The 17,301-nt window shown below is 61.7% G+C and carries 18 protein-coding genes; 7 read left to right on the top strand and 11 right to left on the bottom strand.

Annotated elements, in window-relative coordinates:
- Positions 1-2 precede the first annotated feature (2 nt).
- From EB809_RS15320 to EB809_RS15310, 3 genes are all read right to left on the bottom strand, one after another.
- A complete protein-coding gene (locus tag EB809_RS15320) occupies positions 3-1,478 on the bottom strand; it encodes an NCS1 family nucleobase:cation symporter-1 (RefSeq protein ID WP_123635704.1) in 1,476 nt (491 codons plus the stop codon).
- Positions 1,479-1,749: 271 nt separating this feature from the next.
- Positions 1,750-2,493 (bottom strand): substrate-binding periplasmic protein, encoded by a 744-nt coding sequence (locus EB809_RS15315; RefSeq protein WP_123635703.1) that lies wholly within the window; start codon positions 2,491-2,493, stop codon positions 1,750-1,752.
- A 228-nt stretch (positions 2,494-2,721) separates the two neighbouring features.
- Positions 2,722-3,834 (bottom strand): arylamine N-acetyltransferase family protein, encoded by a 1,113-nt coding sequence (locus EB809_RS15310; protein WP_223807993.1) that lies wholly within the window; start codon positions 3,832-3,834, stop codon positions 2,722-2,724.
- A 192-nt stretch (positions 3,835-4,026) separates the two neighbouring features.
- On the opposite strand from EB809_RS15310, the gene EB809_RS15305 reads away from it, so the two are divergent.
- Positions 4,027-4,557, top strand: a complete 531-nt coding sequence (locus tag EB809_RS15305; RefSeq protein ID WP_190294929.1) for a cyclic nucleotide-binding domain-containing protein — start codon at positions 4,027-4,029, stop codon at positions 4,555-4,557.
- A gap of 24 nt (positions 4,558-4,581) precedes the next feature.
- On the opposite strand, the gene EB809_RS15300 is transcribed toward EB809_RS15305, so the two are convergent.
- Positions 4,582-5,481: a LysR family transcriptional regulator gene (locus EB809_RS15300; RefSeq protein WP_123635701.1), complete on the bottom strand. Its 900-nt coding sequence runs from the start codon at positions 5,479-5,481 to the stop codon at positions 4,582-4,584.
- Between the two features lie 106 nt (positions 5,482-5,587).
- On the opposite strand from EB809_RS15300, the gene EB809_RS15295 reads away from it, so the two are divergent.
- The 3 genes from EB809_RS15295 to EB809_RS15285 all read left to right on the top strand — a co-directional run bounded on the left by EB809_RS15295 (position 5,588) and on the right by EB809_RS15285 (position 6,936).
- Complete coding sequence (locus EB809_RS15295; RefSeq protein ID WP_123635700.1) at positions 5,588-6,325, top strand: SDR family oxidoreductase; 738 nt, start codon at positions 5,588-5,590, stop codon at positions 6,323-6,325.
- Positions 6,326-6,372: 47 nt separating this feature from the next.
- Positions 6,373-6,591, top strand: a complete 219-nt coding sequence (locus tag EB809_RS15290; RefSeq protein WP_123635699.1) for a tautomerase family protein — start codon at positions 6,373-6,375, stop codon at positions 6,589-6,591.
- 138 nt (positions 6,592-6,729) lie between these two features.
- Complete coding sequence (locus EB809_RS15285; RefSeq protein ID WP_123635698.1) at positions 6,730-6,936, top strand: YjfB family protein; 207 nt, start codon at positions 6,730-6,732, stop codon at positions 6,934-6,936.
- A gap of 75 nt (positions 6,937-7,011) precedes the next feature.
- Here the strand turns inward: EB809_RS15285 and putP are convergent, their stop codons facing one another.
- The 4 genes from putP to EB809_RS15265 all read right to left on the bottom strand — a co-directional run bounded on the left by putP (position 7,012) and on the right by EB809_RS15265 (position 11,121).
- A complete protein-coding gene (gene putP / locus EB809_RS15280) occupies positions 7,012-8,505 on the bottom strand; it encodes a sodium/proline symporter PutP (RefSeq protein ID WP_123635697.1) in 1,494 nt (497 codons plus the stop codon).
- 355 nt (positions 8,506-8,860) lie between these two features.
- Entirely contained in the window at positions 8,861-9,706 is an 846-nt protein-coding gene (locus EB809_RS15275) for a DUF72 domain-containing protein (RefSeq protein ID WP_123635696.1), read from the bottom strand.
- A gap of 75 nt (positions 9,707-9,781) precedes the next feature.
- Positions 9,782-10,252 carry a DUF6942 family protein gene (locus EB809_RS15270; RefSeq protein ID WP_123635695.1) on the bottom strand — a complete coding sequence of 157 codons (471 nt, stop codon included), beginning with the start codon at positions 10,250-10,252 and terminating at the stop codon, positions 9,782-9,784.
- Positions 10,249-11,121, bottom strand: coding sequence for a LysR family transcriptional regulator (locus EB809_RS15265; protein ID WP_123635694.1), 873 nt, complete (start codon positions 11,119-11,121; stop codon positions 10,249-10,251). Before EB809_RS15265 ends, EB809_RS15270 begins: the two co-directional genes overlap by 4 nt.
- 109 nt (positions 11,122-11,230) lie before the next feature.
- On the opposite strand from EB809_RS15265, the gene EB809_RS15260 reads away from it, so the two are divergent.
- Positions 11,231-12,157 (top strand): AEC family transporter, encoded by a 927-nt coding sequence (locus EB809_RS15260; RefSeq protein WP_123635693.1) that lies wholly within the window; start codon positions 11,231-11,233, stop codon positions 12,155-12,157.
- Here the strand turns inward: EB809_RS15260 and EB809_RS15255 are convergent.
- On the bottom strand, positions 12,131-13,039 hold the full coding sequence (locus EB809_RS15255; RefSeq protein WP_123635692.1) for a LysR family transcriptional regulator: 909 nt from the start codon (positions 13,037-13,039) through the stop codon (positions 12,131-12,133). The two genes, EB809_RS15260 and EB809_RS15255, sit on opposite strands and share 27 nt — an antisense overlap.
- Before the next feature lie 110 nt (positions 13,040-13,149).
- Between EB809_RS15255 and EB809_RS15250 the strand changes: the two genes are divergently transcribed.
- Both EB809_RS15250 and EB809_RS15245 read left to right on the top strand, forming a co-directional pair.
- Positions 13,150-14,046, top strand: a complete 897-nt coding sequence (locus tag EB809_RS15250; RefSeq protein ID WP_123635691.1) for a DMT family transporter — start codon at positions 13,150-13,152, stop codon at positions 14,044-14,046.
- 113 nt (positions 14,047-14,159) lie between these two features.
- The gene (locus EB809_RS15245) at positions 14,160-15,416 is read left to right on the top strand and encodes a dicarboxylate/amino acid:cation symporter (protein WP_123635690.1); all 1,257 of its coding nucleotides are present in this window, start codon (positions 14,160-14,162) and stop codon (positions 15,414-15,416) included.
- Between the two features lie 112 nt (positions 15,417-15,528).
- On the opposite strand, the gene EB809_RS15240 is transcribed toward EB809_RS15245, so the two are convergent.
- The gene (locus EB809_RS15240; RefSeq protein ID WP_123635689.1) at positions 15,529-16,740 is read right to left on the bottom strand and encodes a c-type cytochrome; all 1,212 of its coding nucleotides are present in this window, start codon (positions 16,738-16,740) and stop codon (positions 15,529-15,531) included.
- 2 nt (positions 16,741-16,742) lie between these two features.
- Positions 16,743-17,288, bottom strand: coding sequence for a (2Fe-2S)-binding protein (locus EB809_RS15235; protein WP_263316999.1), 546 nt, complete (start codon positions 17,286-17,288; stop codon positions 16,743-16,745).
- Between the last annotated feature and the right edge of the window lie 13 nt (positions 17,289-17,301).

Here is a 17,301-nt window from a genome sequence, read left to right as displayed (position 1 = left end):
TCCTACGGCGCCATGCGCCCCTTGTGGTAGCGTGAACCGGCCTCACGGACGGCGGACGACATCGCCACGGCGTACATCAGTGCGCCGATCACGGCGCCCAGCAGCCAGGCGTAACCGGAGAGCTGGCTCATCTCCTCGACCCAGACGCTGGAGACCGAGAACAGGGCACCGATCAGGAAGGCGAAGAGGGCTTTCTGGTTCCAGCCGGCCTCGTAGGCGTAGGCGCCTTCCGGGTCGCTGCTGTACAGGTCTTTCAGCTTGAGCTGCTGCTTCTTCACGATGAAGTAATCCATCACCATGATGCCGTAGAGCGGGGCGAGGGTGGCGCCAAGTGTGTTAACGAAGCCGCTGATGCCAATCCGGCTGATAAAGCTGACCCAGAAGCCGCCGATCACCAGAGCAAACAGCGACGTGATCCAGCCGGCCCGTTTGAAGTTGAGCCGGGCCGGGGCCATGTTGGCAATGCCGTTGACGGCGGGAATGAAGTTGGCCACCAGATTGATGCCCACCGTGGCGGCAAAGAACGTCACGGCAGCGATGACGCTGAGCAGGGCGCTGTCGGTGCGCTCCACGATCTGCGACGGGTTGACGATTTTCTCGCCGTAAAGCACGGCAGCTCCGGCGGTGATCAGCAGGGCCAGCGCGGAGAACAGCACCATGTTCAGGGGCAGGCCGATCAGGTTGCCGAGCATCATGGAGCGGTGGCTGCGGGAGTAGCGGGAGAAGTCGCTGAAGTTGATCATTACCGCCGCAAAGTACGCCACCATGGTGCCCACGATGGCGATAAAGCCGGTGAATTCACTTTGCCAGGTCGGATGTTCAGGCGCGAAGATGGTCTGGGCGGCGTCCCACAGCTGGCCATCCGACTTCTGCCACAACACCACCAGCAAGCCCAGCATCACCAGATAAACAAAAGGTCCGGCTAAATTGAGGAAGGTGCCGACCCACTGCATGCCGCGAGAGAAGATGGCGATCTGCAGGCACCACACCAGCAGGAACGAAATCCAGCCCAGCAGCGACAGGCCCATCCATTCCGACTCGCTGTGATAGCCCGTGATCGTGACCAGCAGCAGGTAGAGCGCCGTTGAAGCGAAGTACGTCTGTGCGCCGTACCAGAACACGGCTACCGTGGCCCGCAGAATGGACGGCAGGCGAGCGCCACGGGTACCCATGCTGGCCCGGGCCAGAACCGGATAGGGAATGCCGTGCTCGACGCCCGGCTTGCCAGAGATATTGACCAGAAACATCACCAGGACACTGGCCGTCAGCAGCGCCAGAAACGCCGTCCAGCCCGTTACCCCGTAGGAAATGAACAGGGAGGCCACCAGGGAATAGCCGAACAGGCTCTGGATATCATTGGCCCAGACGTTAAAGATCTCAAACCAGCCCCACTTCTTTTCCTCCGCGGGCAGCGGAGTGAGTGAGTCGTTGTGGAGTTCATCGGTGACACTTCCGGTGTGTTCATGCGCAGTGGTCATGGCCTGCTCCTGATTGATCGGGCGGGAAGTCCCTTTAGCCGGATCACAGCATGGAGTGTGCCAGCGTTGAGTCACTGTCTTTGGTGGTTTTACGGGTTGATGTGCACTGTTGCGGGGCAGGCGGGGGGTGTCGTGCGCAGTCCTGGCGCCCAGGATTAATAGCCAGGTTGGGCCAGGTATCAAAAAAGGGAAGCCACGTGGTTTGGTTGCTGCTCGACAAAAGAGCGATAACGCGGCGGCAAGAGCATCCCGCCGCGTCATCCGGTCAGGCTCAGAGACCGTATGCCCGCGAAATCGCTTCCTTCTCACCGGATTCGACCAGCTTACGATACGCCTCGTTCAGCGCATGCAGGATCTCCGGGTCGGAGTCTTTGTTCACGGCCAGGTACATCGGTGTCTCGCGGAACACCAGGACGCGCTTGAGATGGGTGACGTCCGAGGCGTCAGCCGCCAGGTAAGGACCGGCCAGACCATCGGCGACCCACAGGTCAATCTGGTTTTCCACCAGACGACGGGCGTTCAGGCCGTTGTTGCTGATGGCCAGCACATCGAACCCTTTTTCCTTCAGGTAGTTCGTCATGACGTCGCCTTTGTAGCCGCCGATGCGGTACTTGCGCGCGTCGTCCAGGGCATCAAGTTCAATGGACGATCCCGGCTTGGCGAACAGCGTCCACTTGATGGACGACAGGGGGCCGACCCAGTTAAAGAAAGGCTCGCGCTCATCGGTCTTGGAGACGCAGTAGATCGCGTGGTTCGGGTGCTCTTCCGTGCGGCTCAGACCAAAACTGAGATCCCGGAGTTTAATGCTGTTTTTCAGGTCGGTTTTGGCGAGGATCGCTTTCAGGACGTCCGTGCACAGTCCGGTGATGTCGTCCGCTGAATGGGCAAACGGCATGCCGTTGTTGGTCATGTTGTAAGGCGGGTATTGCTCGGTGTAGACACGCAGTTCCTCGGTGGCGGTGGCGCAGCCGGTCATCAGCAGCAGGCCCAGTATCAGCCCGACTCTTCCTTTCATGAACTCGCTCCAGTGATTAAATGACGGTAATGAGAGCGCGGCATGATATTGAACCGACGTTCAGTCCGATAGGCCGGTTTCTGCTTCTTTACATTTTCACAACATGCTGAAACGTAAGCAGAAAATGCTTCATAGAGTTGGCCCGGTTTCAATTCGTAGAAACCGGGGTTTTGATCGTTCAGAAGGGATTTTTTATCGGGAAGATCGGCTGGTTTTCATCATGTCAGCTTAGCCTACAGCACGTTCGATCAAGGGTCGCCATTCCGGCTGCACCGGCAGCAGGAAAGTGTCGCGCAAAACACCTTCCAGGGCATTTATATCCAGCTCCTCACGTTGTTCACTGCCATCCGTGTAGCGTGTGGTCAGTCGGCTGTTGAGCAGCTTGTAACGGGCGGTTGGGGTGGTGCGCGCCACCATCAGGTGTGATCGGAACGGAGAGCCCGGGTACGTTGAGGTGTACCAGTTGGCGACCGTGTAATCGCCGCTCAGCAGAGGCTCGCTGGACAACTCGTAGACCGGCCGCCACTGACCGTCGATCTGGGCTTGCAGGAGCAACCCCGGGCCAAAGGGAATCAGCCGGAAGGTCTCGTGCTGAGTCGGCTGGGGATCGCTGGTGTCCATGCGCAGCGGCGCCGTCAGGACGTTGCCGCCAAAACCCACGTCGACCAGCCAGGGTCGGTTGTCGAGCCAGACTCTCAGCGCCATGTGGGAATGCGGTTGCGGGGCTACGCCTGGCTGGGCCATCCAGCGGACGCGGGCAGTCATTCCTTCGACGTGAAAACCCAGGGCCTCCAGGACTCGTTTGAACAGACCATTGTGCTCAAAGCAGTAGCCTCCGCGTTGGGCTTGGACCAGCTTGTGCTCCACGGCAGCGGGCGAAATATCCACACCCCGGTCCAGAAGCACGTCGATGGCCTCGAACGCAATAGCATCCGGGTGGCGTTCATGCAGTGCCTTCAGGGTGTTCAGGGTCGCCGACAGCGGGCCGGCGTAGCCGATTCGGGCACAATAGGCGTCTAGGTCCGGTGCCGGCGCCGGTTCATTGGTCATGGCCTCGACAATCTGATGCGCAGCGAATGGCGCATAGGTGTCAAGGAATCGCACCTCGGGATTGCGATTCCGGAACTGTGCTTTAAGCCCGTCACCCGTCTCGCCCAGCAGCCCCCTTCCAAGCGCAATGAGGTCGAAGTCGCGGGCATCGAATTGGTGCGGCGCCATCTCCGGGGTAGCCGTTCCCTGCGCGTTGACACCGGCGGCATCGAGTTCAGTCAGCACGGTTTCCAGCAGGGCGGCCGAGCGACCCAGAACGAGTACTTTCCCAGTCGATGTTTTACCAACCATTCCTTGTCCTCTTGGGGGCATGTTCTGAGGCATTGTACCGGTCTCCATGTTGTTGCGTGGACATGGTTGGGCGTTATGAGGCCTCAAGTTAGGTTGAGGTCAAGTGCTGCGTGATGACATATGCATGGTTCACCGGTGATCGGCAGGGGCGGCTATACTAAAAAAGCCGACCACCCAACCGGATACAGGTGTATGCGCGAGATCGATGCCCTGGAGTTTTGGCAGGCGCAGGGATCCGCCTACTTTCGTGAGCTTTCAACGTTTGGAGCTTTGCAAGATGACGTCGTCCTGCAGCTTCTTCGGCAGGGGCGGCTCATCGCACTTGAAACGGGTGAAAAGCTTTACGACATTGGCGAGCGCAGCGAGGCTTTCTACATCATCCTGACCGGATCAGTCAGTACTTATATGCCCCGGAACGATGGCGGCTTTACGCTTGCCCGTTGCCACAAGCCAGGCGATGACATGGGGTTTGTGCCCATGATCGCACTCACGAATCGGCCGGCGAGCACGATGGCTGATGAGCCTTCCGTGGTTCTCGAAATAACCTGTGGTCAGTTCCTTGACCTTCATCAGCAGCAGCCGGATGCCTTCGGCCTGATGCTCCTCAATCTGGTGCGGGGTATGGCACGGGCGATTATCAATATGGCGGTCATGCTGGAAGAGCAGGACAGCGAGCTCCACAAGACCTATCCGTCTGCCGCGGAACGCAAAAAGCCGAATTGATCTCCGTGTCTATTCCTGCGCAGTCTACCCAAAATACTCGTTGTAAACCGTGACCAGCCAGTCCACAAAAACTCTCACCCGCGGAGAAAGCTGGCGGCGATGGGGGTAAACCGCATAGATGGGCATCATCGGTTTTTCCCAATCGGCGAGGACCTCGACCAGTTCTCCGCTCTCCAGGAATGGCTGGACGTGGAAGCGCGGCAGCTGAATCAGCCCGCACCCACGTCGGCCGCTCACCACGTAATTTTCTGCCTCATTGACGGCGAGCCAGCCATTCGTATCGAAGGACACCGTTTGCCCGTCGATGACCAGGTCCAGCGCCGCATCCGGCGCGGAGTACCCGGAGACGAAATGCACGCTTTGATGCGCGCTCAGATCCTCTGGCGTTTTCGGAGTGCCCATACGGGCGAGGTAGTCCGGACTGGCGCAGATGACCTGAGACAGAACCGTCAGACGTCGGGCAACCAGCGTTGAGTCACCGGGGACGCCGCCGCGGACGGCACAATCCACGCCTTCGCCAACCAGATCCACGCGACGATCGCCACTGGTCACGATCAGGTCCAGTCGGGGATAGCGTGCGCGGAATTCGTCGATGCGCGGTAACACGATGTGGCTGGCGTGAGTGCCATGCAGCTCGACGCGGAGAACGCCGCGCGGGTTGCTGGCGACCGGGCGCAGCTCGGCCTCGGCCTCCTCCAGGTCGGCAAGCAGGCCGAGGCAGCGTTCGTAGAAGGCCTGGCCCTCTGCCGTGGGGCGTACCTGGCGCGTCGTACGCTCCAGCAGCCTCACGCCGAGCCGGCTTTCCAGTTGCTGTATCGCCAGCGTAGCCGTCGCACGCGGAATGTCGAGGGCATTGGCCGCACGGGTGAAGCTGCGGCTCTCCACAATACGGGTAAAGAGCGCCATCGCGTCAAATCGGTCCATAACGATTGTTTATTTTGAGTGAATAGTCATGACAGATTAGCTGATTTATCCGCATACCTGGAATGCCAATAATGGACTCATCCATTCAACAGCAGGAGTCCATGACATGACAAACACCCAACCTGTCGCGCTGGTTACCGGCGCATCCCGCGGTATCGGCCGTGCTGCCGCGATCCGACTGGCTGACGACGGCTTTGCCGTGGTGGTCAATTACGCCGGCAATGTCCAATTGGCCGAGCAAGCCGTGGCTGACATTGAATCCCGCGGTGGCCGGGCCGTGGCGATCCAGGGCGATGTGGCCGACGCGACCGCTGTCGACCAGCTGTTCCGCAGGGCGCTTGAAGCCTTCGGACGTATCGATGTGGTCGTGAACAGTGCCGGGGTGATGACGCCAGCCACTATAACCGCCGAGAACGTCGAGGTGCTGGACCGCATGGTGGCGGTCAACCTGCGCGGTAGCTGGCTGGTGATGGCCAAGGCGGCTGAAACCCTCGGCGAGGGCGGTCGCATCATCGCCTTCTCATCCAGCGTATTGGCCAAGTCCTTTCCGGCCTATGGCGCCTACATTGCCAGTAAAGCCGGTGTGGAAGGACTGGTTCGGGTCCTGGCCAACGAGCTTCGTGGACGGGGAATTACCGTCAACGCGGTGGCACCCGGCCCCGTGGCGACGGAATTGTTCTTCGAAGGCAAAAGCCAGGAACAGATCGATTCGATTGCGGCCATGTCCCCCATGGAGCGCCTGGGTGAGCCGGAGGAAATCGCCGATGTGGTGTCCTTCCTCGCCGGACCCCAGGGACGTTGGATCAACGCACAGGTCCTGCGCGCCAACGGTGGCATGGCCTGATATTCCGGTCTGTTGGACCACCACAATCTAAATGGAAGGAGATAACCATGCCGTTTGCCAATTATAAATTCCCCGAAGGTATTCTGGATCACGCCCGCAAGGAAGAGATCATCCATCGCACGACCGAGATGTTTGTCGAGTATTTCGGCGAGGAGGTTCGACCCTACACGATGGTGCTCGTGGAAGAGGTCAATGACGGCGGCTGGGGCCGCGCCGACGAGACCCTGACGCTGGAGAAAATGGGCCTTGTGAAACCGTCGTCGTGAGCGGGTTCAGTGCCACATGATGTTGGAGGCCATATGACGTTGTCGGAGCGCTATCGTCGACCCCCGAGAAAGTGATAGCGTGGCGACACGGCCATCGATCGAAGGTTGGTCGTGACGGTACCGCATTGAGGGTCAGTCATGGATGTTGCTTCCATCGCCAGTTTCAGTACCCAGCTCAGCCAGAGCCGATTGCAGGAGCAGGTGCAGATCAGTGTGCTGAAGTCCGCCCAGGACCTGGCCCAGGCGGGCGCGCTTCAGTTACTGGAAAGCGTCACGGCCAATGCGCCTGTGTCGGCGACGAGTGCCAATCCGAACATCGGTGGGCAGGTCGATATTCGCGTCTAGGACGTCGGTTTCGTTTGGCCGGACATAAAAAGCCCCATGGCGCTTGCGCACCATGGGGCTTTGTTTTCGCCGCTACTATCGGCTTTCGAGGGGCCGGAATTCGCCGTCGGACTGGGTCGCCAGGCTGACCACGTAGATGGCAATCCAGGCGGCAATGAAGCCCGGAATGATCTCGTAGACGCCGGGGCCGCCCATAAAGCTGCCGTTCAGACCCAGCGAAATCCAGATGATGACGGTGAGGGCGCCGACGATCAGGCCGGCTACCGCGCCAGCACCCGACATGCGCTTCCAGGTCAGCGACAGGATCATCAGCGGCCCGAAGGCGGCACCGAAACCGGCCCAGGCGTTACTGACCAGCCCCAACACCTTGGAGTTCGGGTCGCTGGCTATGAAGGCCGCGACGATCCCCACCAGCAACACGCAGACCCGGCCGACCAGCACGCTTTCCTTGTCGGTGGCTTCCTTGTTCAGGAACAGGCGGTAGAAGTCCTCGGTGAGGGAGGAGGAGGACACCAACAGCTGACTGGAAATGGTACTCATGATGGCAGCCAGCAGGGCCGCGTAGAGGAAACCGGTGATCAGCGGGTGGAACAGCAGGTCGGCCAGCACGATGAAGATCGTTTCCGAGTCGCCCACATCCAGGCCGTTACGGACCGCGTAGGCGCGACCGAAAATGCCCAGGCTGATGGCGCCGATCAGGGAGATGGCCATCCAGGTCATGCCGATGTTCCGGGCCTTGGGGACGTCTTCAACCGTTCGGACCGCCATGAACCGCACGATGATGTGGGGCTGGCCAAAGTAACCCAGCCCCCAGGTCACCGCCGACAGGAAGCCGACGAACGTGAGCCCGTTCGTCCAGGACAGGAAATTGGGATCGACCGTCGCCAGCGTTTCCGAGGCCTGGTCAAAACCACCGCCGCCGCTGCCAAACAGCACCACCGCCGGCATGATGATCAGTGCCAACATCATGATGCAGCCCTGCACGAAGTCGGTCAGGCTGACCGCCAGGAAGCCACCGATGACGGTGTAGGTCAGGACGATACCCAGGGTCAGCCAGACCCCGATGGAGTAGTCGCTGATGACCGAGGAGTCGATGAGGGACCCGAAGGCGCTCATGAAGAGCTTGCCACCGGCGACCAGGCCGGAAGCGGTATACACCGCAAAGAACACCACGATCACGATGGCCGATACGGTGCGCAGCGCCATGGCTTTCGTCGGGAAGCGATTCGCGAGGAACTCGGGGATGGTCAGGCTGTTGTCGTAGCGTTCGGTCTGTTCACGCAGACGGGGTGCCACCACAATCCAGTTGATGAAAGCCCCGACAAACAGGCCGATACCGATCCAGGCTTCAACCAGCCCGGTGGCATACAGGGCCCCGGGCAGGCCCAGGAGCAGCCAGCCACTCATGTCCGAGGCACCGGCAGACAGGGCCGCTACCGCAGGGCTGAGCTGCCGTCCGCCCAGCATGTATTCTTCGGATGATGACGTGGATTTGCGCCAGGCGTAAAAGCCGATGGCGAGCATAAGGACAAAGTAGAGTAGCAAGCTGATCCAGACACCTATTGCCATGAGTTCCTCCAGTTATTATTCGGCCGGTCCGCCCCGGCCCCTTAATGCGCCAGCTCTTCAGTGCACGCTTGGTCGTCCCATTCGAGAGGCCCGCAGAACGACGTCTGACAATCCGTATGGTCAGCGAGTTCATCCCGATAAACGATGAAGCGACGTCCTCGGCGAGCGTTCGTAAATGGTTGTGTCCTCTATAGTTGTAGTCGCAAGAGGCCATTTGCTCAATGCCAACGGGTTGGCAAATATGATCTAAGTTGTCTTGGGGCGGGTTGTTTTAAGGCCCGTTGACATGGATTCGCGAGACTCTTGAAGTCTGAAAGCGTGTCTTTGACGTCAGTCGTCGATGTCCTCCCAGTGGCTAGAACAAGCCCATCTGGGGCTGTTCGCCGTCCAGGTTGAGCACCTCCAGGTGGGGCAGGCGAGCCTGCAGCAACTCACTCCAGAGCGCGGCCAGGGACAGCGCATCGCCGTTGTCCGGCATGTGCATGAAGACGTAGGGCCGCTGACCGCCTTCGATCCAGCTGGCGACCTTTTCCACCCAGGGCTGCAGGAACGGGCGGTTGGCTTCAAGGACCGGATGACCGACGAAGCGGATTACCGGCGGCGCCTCGACCGGCAGCACATGAACCGGCACCTTCGGCTTCTTGCGCTGGGCATCCACGATGATGTCGTTCTCCGGTTGGGCGCTGAACAGCGCCCGGCTGTCGAGACAGACCCGGGCAATCCGTCGGTCCCGGAGGCCCCGGTTCAGGCTCTTTTCGGCGTCCCCTTTGCTGAAGAATGCCGCATGACGAACTTCAACCGCGCAGGTCAGCGGCTCGGGAAGTGCGTCGATAAAACGCCACAACCGATCCAGGTGCTCCGGCCCGAAGGCGGCGGGCAGCTGCAGGAGGAACGGGCCCAGCACGTCCTCCAGTGGTGCAATGATGTCCAGGAACTGGTTGATCTCGGAAGTGGGTCCGGCCAGCAACTGGTCGTGGCTGATCGCCCGCGGGAACTTGAACAGGAACCGGAAATCGTCCGGCACCTGCGTTCGCCACTGGGCACACTGAGCCAGGCTGGGCGTGGCGTAGAAGGTGGTGTTGCCTTCCACGGTATTGAGAACCTGGCTGTATCGCTCAAGCGGATTGCCTCCGGCGGGAAGCTGGGTGTTCCACTTGGGATCGGACCATTGGGGGCTGCCGAGGTAATACGGGTGTGTCATGGGAGCGTCGAGACGGTGGCCAGGTTGGCGGACTATTCTACCGATATGGCCGGCAGGATCGACCCGGGAAGGGGCTCATGGTGGGTAGAACGCATGCTCACTCAAGGCGCCGCGGATCTGCTCCACTACCGCGTTGCTGAGCTGGCGGTAGTCCGGGTAGGGCGTCAGCAGGAGCTTCCTGTCGGGATCAACGGCCACTTCCGGGCAATCGGCGAGCGGTTCGGCGTTGTGGGCCAGTGTCCTGAATCGCTGCAGGTTGTCCTTCCCGCCAATCCAGTGCCAGGTCGGGCCGCCGATCAGTTCGGGGGTGAAGCACAGCGCGGTTTGCCGGAACAGGCCAGTGTCCCGGAACGCTCGCCAGTCTCCGGCGGCAGGACTGGCAATTTTGGCCAGCAGGGTGACGATTTTGCGCCAGTGGTTGGAGTTGGCGTCGATGAGGTCGCCCGCATTCGGATCAACGGCCAGCTGCGCCAGCCTGTTCGGTCGATGAGGCAAGTAGAGGACCAGGCGCGGTTGGGCTGTTCCCAGAAAATCAGCGTTGGTCATGTTGCGTCCAGTCCTTCGATAAACCGATGCAGGCAGGGATTGGGGTTGTCAGCGTTCCAGTAGACGCCCTGTTCCACCTGCGGGGATTCGACCAACGGCAGGAAGACTGCTCCCGCCAGTTGCATGCGGCGCATGGAGTTGGGCACCAGTGCCACGCCCAGTCCCTTCGCCACCAGGTTGACGATGGTCTGCTGAAGGTGAGCCTCCACCCGTATAGAGGGCTCGAAATCGTACAGCCGGCAGCAGGCAGTGACGGCTTCGTGCAGGGCCGGCGCGGTGGTGCTCGGGAACGTGATGAACGGATCCGGCGCGAGGTCACCCACCGACACGATCGTTTCTCCCGCCAGTCGATGCGTCTCCGGCAGGACCGCGCACAACGGCTCGTGGAACAGCGGACGGTACTGAAGCGTGTGGGCAAAACGCAGCGGAAAGCTGATGCCCACATCGGCGCTGCCGTTCACCAGCGCGGCGTGCAGGTCCCGGGGCAGGGTTTCGTCGAGGGCCAGGGCCACGTCGGGATAGGCGTCGGAAAAGGAGGCGACCAGTTCCGGCAGGATGTTCCAGGCGGCGTACATGGTGAACGCGATCGTCAGTGTGCCGCGCTCGCCCTCGGCGGCCGACCGGGCGGATTGGACCGCGACGTCCAGGTCGTCCAGCAGCCGGCTGACATCCGTCCGGAATTGCTCGCCGGCCGGCGTCAGGCCCACCGAGCGGGAGTGCCGCCAGAACAACGGCGTGCCGACACTCTCTTCCAGCGCGGCGATCTGCCGACTCAATGGTGGCTGGGTGATGTTGAGACGCTCGGCGGCCCGGCGAAAATTGAGCGTGTCCGCAAGGGTCAGGAAGCTGCGAAGCTGGCGGATATCCATAGTTGATGCAAATTAAGTATCAATGGATGGATTATATAGCATTAGACGGTATCAAAGGCCAGGTGGGACACTGGCGCTCTCTTGTCGAACCCGCCGAGTGAGCCTGTCGATGACCGCTGTTGTAAACGTGTTGCTGCCCATTTTCGGGTTGATCCTGGCCGGCTACGTCTGCCGACGAACCGGCTGCCTGGGCGAAACGGCGGCTTCGGAGCTCAATCGTTTCGTGGTCTGGCTCTGCCTGCCGGCGCTGCTCTTCACCGCCACGGCGACCGCCTCACTGGAGGCCATCTGGCACCCCGGTTTTATCGCGGTGGTGTGTATCGGCACCCTGTTTGTCTTCGTGATCACGTTGCTCTATCGGTGGCGTGGTGAGCGGCACCTGGCCGATGCCAGCATTGACGGGTTGAGTGCCTCCTACGCCAATACCGGCTATATCGGCATTCCCCTGTGCGTGCTGGTGCTCGGGGATGAGGGGCTGGAGCCGGCGCTCGTGGCCACGTTGATCGTGGTCTGTGTGCTGTTTTCTATTGCCATCGTCTGCGTGGAGGTGGGGCTGCAAAGCGAAGGGTCGGCCTATCACGCCGTGCGCAAGGTGCTCGTCGCGCTGGCCAAGAATCCGCTGGTGGTGTCGCCAATCCTGGGCGCCGGTTGGGCGGCTTCGGGGCTGGCTCTGCCGGAGGCCGCCAGTCGCTTCCTGGATATGTTGGGGGCAGCGACGACACCCTGTGCCCTGGTGTCCCTGGGCGCCTTCCTGGCCCAGCGCGAGCGGGGACGGGCGCAGGGGGCCGCGGGTCTGGTGGGGATCAAGTTGATCGTGCACCCACTGCTGGTCTGGCTCCTGGCCAGCTACGTCTTCCAGTTGCCGGCGCTCTGGGCCAAGGCCGCGCTTTTGCTGAGTGCGCTGCCCACTGGAACCGGACCGTTCATGCTGGCGGAATATTACCGCCGTGAAGCCTCGGTGGTGGCCAGCAGCGTCCTGTTGTCGACGGTGGGTTCGGTGGTCACCCTGTCACTCTGTCTGCACTGGCTGGGGTGACCGGGCGGCCGCCAGGTGGTCGATCAGCGCCTGGGCAAACGGCGAGGGTGTGGCACGCGGATTGGTGCAAATCTTCAGATCCCTTTGGGCCCAGTCTTCCTTCACTTCGATGAGCGCGAGTGGTTGGTGGCCAAACGGCTTCACCGCTTCCCGCGGTACCAGCCCGATCCCCACGCCGGCTGCCACCATGCGACATACCGCCTCGAAACTCTTCACCTGCACCCGGACGTTCAGGTGCGCCCCAAGGCTCGACGCCATGTTCATGGTGAACGTATGGATGGCCGACCCGGCGTGCAGCATGACGAACGGTTCGGACAGTACGTCCGCGAATGACAGGGCACGGGCGCCGGCCAGTGTGTGTCCCTGCGCCGTGATCAGCACCAACCGGTCTTCCCGGTAGGGCACCAGGGTGACGTCCTGATGATCGTCGTGCTCCGCCACGATGCCGATCTCCGCATCACCCCGGGCGACGCCGGCGAGGATGTCGCCGCTGGTCTGCTCCTCCAGGTTCACGCTGATCTGCGGGTGTCGGCTGAGAAACGCGGCCAGATCGTTGGGCAGGTAGCTGTGGATGGCATGGGTGTTGGCCCACAGCCGCACATGTCCCTGGATGCCTTCAGCATAGGGCGCCAGGTCGGAGTGCATCTGCTCGAGCTTGGCGAACACCTGCCGCGCGTGGCGCAGGAAGATCTCGCCGGCCCGGGTCAGTTGCACGCCCCGAGCCTTGCGTTGCAGCAGGGAGGTGCCCAACGAGCCCTCCAGAATCTTGATCCGGTGGCTTGCCGACGAGGGCGCCAGGAACACGCGTTCGGCACCGTGGGTCAGGCTCTGGCATTCGGCCACCGCGATGAACAGTCGTAAATCCGTCAGGTTGTATTTCATGAGAAGAATTCGAAATAAACGAAGGCTCGTGTGCTGAAAACGCAATTCTATCAGTGTTTCGTGAGTCATATGATTCAATTTATTGAATCTTTGAAGGGCGAGTGGTTTTGATGCGTATGCAGGTTTCTCCCCGGCAACTGGGTATCGGATTGGCGGTGCTGGCGGCTTTTGGTTTTTCGTTCAAGGCGATTTTCGTCAAACTCGCCTATCAGGCGGCGCCCGTCGACGCGGTGACGTTGCTGTCGTTGCGGATGATCTTTTCGCTGCCGCTGTTCCTGGTCAGCGGCTGGGCCTACCTGCGAAACGGTCCGACACTGGGTGCCAGGGATTGGATGCTGCTGATCTTTTTAGGGCTGGCCGGCTATTACGGCGCCTCGATCCTGGACTTCCTGGGGCTGCAGTACATTTCGGCCGGGCTGGAGCGGGTCATCCTGTTTACCTACCCGACCATCACCATCCTGATCGGTCTGCTGTTCCTGAACAAACCCGTCAGCGCGAAACTGGTCGCCGCCCTGGTACTGTGCTATGCCGGCGTCAGTCTGGTGTTTGTCAGCGACACGCAACTGGCGGAGGACAGCCGTGCGCCCTGGATCGGCGCGGGTCTGGTGTTCGCCTCGGCGGTGTCTTACGCCTGCTACAACGCCTTTGCGGAAGTGTCCATCGCCAAACTGGGGGCGGCCCGGTTTTCGGTGTTGGCGCTGGTGGTGTCGATTGTCGCGGCGCAGATCCATTTCCTGGCCACGAACCCGGTGAGCGATCTGGTCCAGCCTTGGTCCATCTACGGCTACTGTGCCGCGATGGCGGTTTTCTCGACGGTCATGCCGATTTTTTTCCAGTCCGGGGCGATCCAGCGCATCGGCGCCGGGCCCACGGTCCTGGTGGGTATGCTGGGACCGATCATGACGATCTTCTTCAGTTGGCTGCTGCTGGCCGAGCCCATCACCGGAGTGCAGATGGCGGGGACGGTTCTGGTGCTGCTGGGTGTGTACCTGATCCGACGGGCATAGGTCCGCCGTATTCAGAGCCTTGCGGTTTACCCTATCGGGCGTATCCCTCAGAATCAGGGCGTGCCAGGGATGCCGCCGTCCGACTATCCATCCACTCATGATCGGAGACCCGAATGAGAGCCTTGTTGAACGCTTACCTGACCTCCTCCCTGATTCTTCGCGTCAGTATCGCGCTTGTGCTGGGGATTGTGGTCGGACTGGTCGGTGGTCAGCCGGTGGCCGAGTGGCTCGCACCGGTGGGCGAGTTGCTGCTGCGCCTGTTGAAGTTCCTGATCGTGCCGATCGTCCTGTTTACGCTGATGGTGGGCATCAACCAGGCCAGTATCGGCAGCATGGGGCGGGTGGGCCGCAAGCTGCTGGTCTACTATGTGGCGACCTCGGCACTGGCCATCGTGGTCGGATTGGTCGTGGCTTCGATCCTGGCGCCCGGCAGTGGCATGACCCTGGACGACAACGCCAGTGTGGATGTCCCCGAGAACCCCGGTGTCGTCAATGTCCTGCTGGGTATCGTCCCCACCAACATCGTGAGCGCCTTCAGCGAGCCGAACCTGCTGGGCATTATTTTTACCGCCATCGTCTTCGGCATCGCCTTGCTGAAACTCCGCGAAAGCACGGATCAGGCGGGCCTCGCTGAACAGCTCTACCGGGTGATCGAAGGGCTCAATGCGGTGACCCTGAAGGTCATGGCCGGCGTGCTCCAGTTCGTGCCCATCGGTGTCTTCGCCATCGTGGCCAAGACGGCGGGCGCGCAGGGCATGAACACCATCCTGGCGCTGGGGGATATGGTGCTGGTGCTGTACATCGCGTTGGCGGTCCATCTTGTATTCTATTGCGGCCTGATGCGCGTATTCGGCGTGCGCCTGGGCGGCTTTTTCCGCGAGGCCCGCACGCCCATGGCGACGGCGTTCGCCACCCAGAGCAGTTCCGGCACCTTACCCCTGACCCTCGATGCGGCCCGCCGGATGGGCATTCCCCAGAACATTTACGGGTTCAGCCTACCGCTCGGTGCCACCATCAATATGGACGGCGCCGCGATCCGGATCGCCATTTCCGCGGTGTTTGCGGCCAATGTGGTCGGCGTGCCCCTGGACCTGATGACCATGATCGAGATCGTGTTGATCGGCACCCTGACGTCCATCGGGACGGCCGGTGTCCCCGGCGCGGGGATTGTCATGATTGCGACGGTGTTCTCCCAGGTCGGATTGCCGATTGAAACCGTTGCCCTGCTGGCCTCGATCGACGCGCTGGTGGGCATGGGGGCCACCGGGCTCAACGTCACGGGTGACCTGGTGGGCTCGGCTATCATTGCGCGAACGGAGCGCAAGCATGAACCCGCGCCCTCGGCAGCGGAAGTCGAGGCCGTCTCGTAACCCCGACCGGAGTCGTTTATGGAGCCGGACAGCCTGAGGTGGTTGGTCAGGGCGTGAGCCTGACGGCACTGGCGCTGTGCGTTGTTGCCTTTGCCAGCAAGCGGTACTCCCGCTAGTGGGCTGTCGTTGTCAGGTCCTTTACGGTGGCCGCGTCGATCGAACGAGCCTGTCCGCCCCAGGTCTGGCGCAGGTAGTTCACCAGTTCGGCCATCTCGGCATCACTGAGCTGGTCGGCAAAGCCGGGCATCGCCTGCATACGCTCGAAACCGTTGAACGACTGGGCGCCGATGCCGTCGTGGATCACCTTCACCAGATTGCGGGCGCTGTCCAGGCGTAGGGTGGTGTTGCCTTTCATGGCGACCGCCACATGGGGAATGCCCTCGCCGTCGGCACCGTGGCAGCCGGCGCAGACGTTCAGGTAGTGCCGACGCCCCGCGCTGTCGGTCTGTTGGGTGTCGTTGGCCTTCACCACCGTCGCTTCGGGCGGGGTGTCTCCCATCAGGTAGACGGACATGGCCTTCAGGTCTTCATCGTGCAGGTGGCGGGTGCTGTGATGGAACACCGGGTACATCTCGCTGAACATGGAACCCTGCTCACTCATGCCTTCGCGCAGGAAGGTGCGCAGAGCCTGCGGAGTCCAGCCGCGCTCCGCGAGTGGTTTGGCGTTCAGGTTGGGGGCCTCGTAACCACCGATGACGGCCCCCTGCAGATGTTTGTCCCGGTTCACGGCGCCCAGGCTGTTGCGCGGGGTGTGGCACTCGCCGCAATGACCCAGCACGTCCACCAGGTACTGGCCGCGTTTCCAGGTGTCGGACTGCCCGTCACTGTCCCGGGCGTCTTTACCGGCGAACATGACGTTCCAGAAGTTAAGGGTCCAGCGCATGCTGAACGGCCAACTGAGTTCGGTTTCCGGCGCCTGGATGTTCACCGGCTTGAGGCTCATCAGGTAGGCGTACATGGCGTCCGAGTCCTCGCGGGGAATCGTATGGTACGCCGTGTAAGGCATGGCCGGGTAGAGCTGGGTGCCGTCGGGCAGCTCGCCTTCGGTCAGCGCGTGATAGAACGCGTCGGCACTGTAGTCGCCGATGCCGAATTCCTTGTCCGGGGTGATGTTGGTGCCGTAGACGGTCCCGAACGGTGTGTCGATCGGGCGACCGCCGGCGTAGGGGGTGCCGTCTTCACGGGTGTGGCAGGCGGCGCAGTCGGCGGCACGCACCAGGTACTGGCCCCGCTCCAGGGTGTCCTTGTCGGCGTCGGCCGCCCAGGCCGGGGTCGTGCCCAGGCACAGGGCGAACAACGTTGTGAGGGCGCTGCGATAACGCATGATCAGCTCCTCCCCGTGGTGGTGCCGGGTGTCTTCAGTACGGCGTCGCGGACGGCTTCGAAATAGCGTACATAGCCGGTACAGCGGCAGATGTGGGATTCCAGCGCTTCGCTGATGGTGTCCTCCAGTTGTGACCGGGGCACCGGCTCCCGCTGCAGGCGCTCCACCAGCACCGTCGCGGCATTGACGAAACCGGGCGCGCAGTAGCTGCACTGGAAAGAGAAATGCTCCAGGAACTGCTGCTGGACAGTGGACAGCGCCTTGACCTCGCCCGCGTCGTCCCGTTGGGCGTGTCCTTCGACGGTACGGATGGTCTTGCCGTCGAAGAAGTGGGCGCCGGTGATGCAGGTGCGCACCTCCTCGCTGCTGCCGTCCGGGTTGTCGACGATCACGGTGCAGGCCCGGCACATGCCCTGGCCGCAGCCGAAGCGGGTGCCGGTGAGGTTGCGGTACTCGTGCAGGTAGTCGAGCATCATCAGCTCTTCGGGGATGTCTTCCACCGGCTGGGCCTGGCCGTTGATGGTCACCTTCAGCGGCCGCGTCGAAATCGTCATGGTGTTG

The organism is Marinobacter sp. R17, from assembly GCF_003789045.1.
GTDB classification, from domain to species: Bacteria; Pseudomonadota; Gammaproteobacteria; order Pseudomonadales; family Oleiphilaceae; genus Marinobacter_A; species Marinobacter_A mangrovi.
Note: the sequence above shows the minus strand (reverse complement) of the source record. Positions and strands in the feature narration are given on the sequence as shown.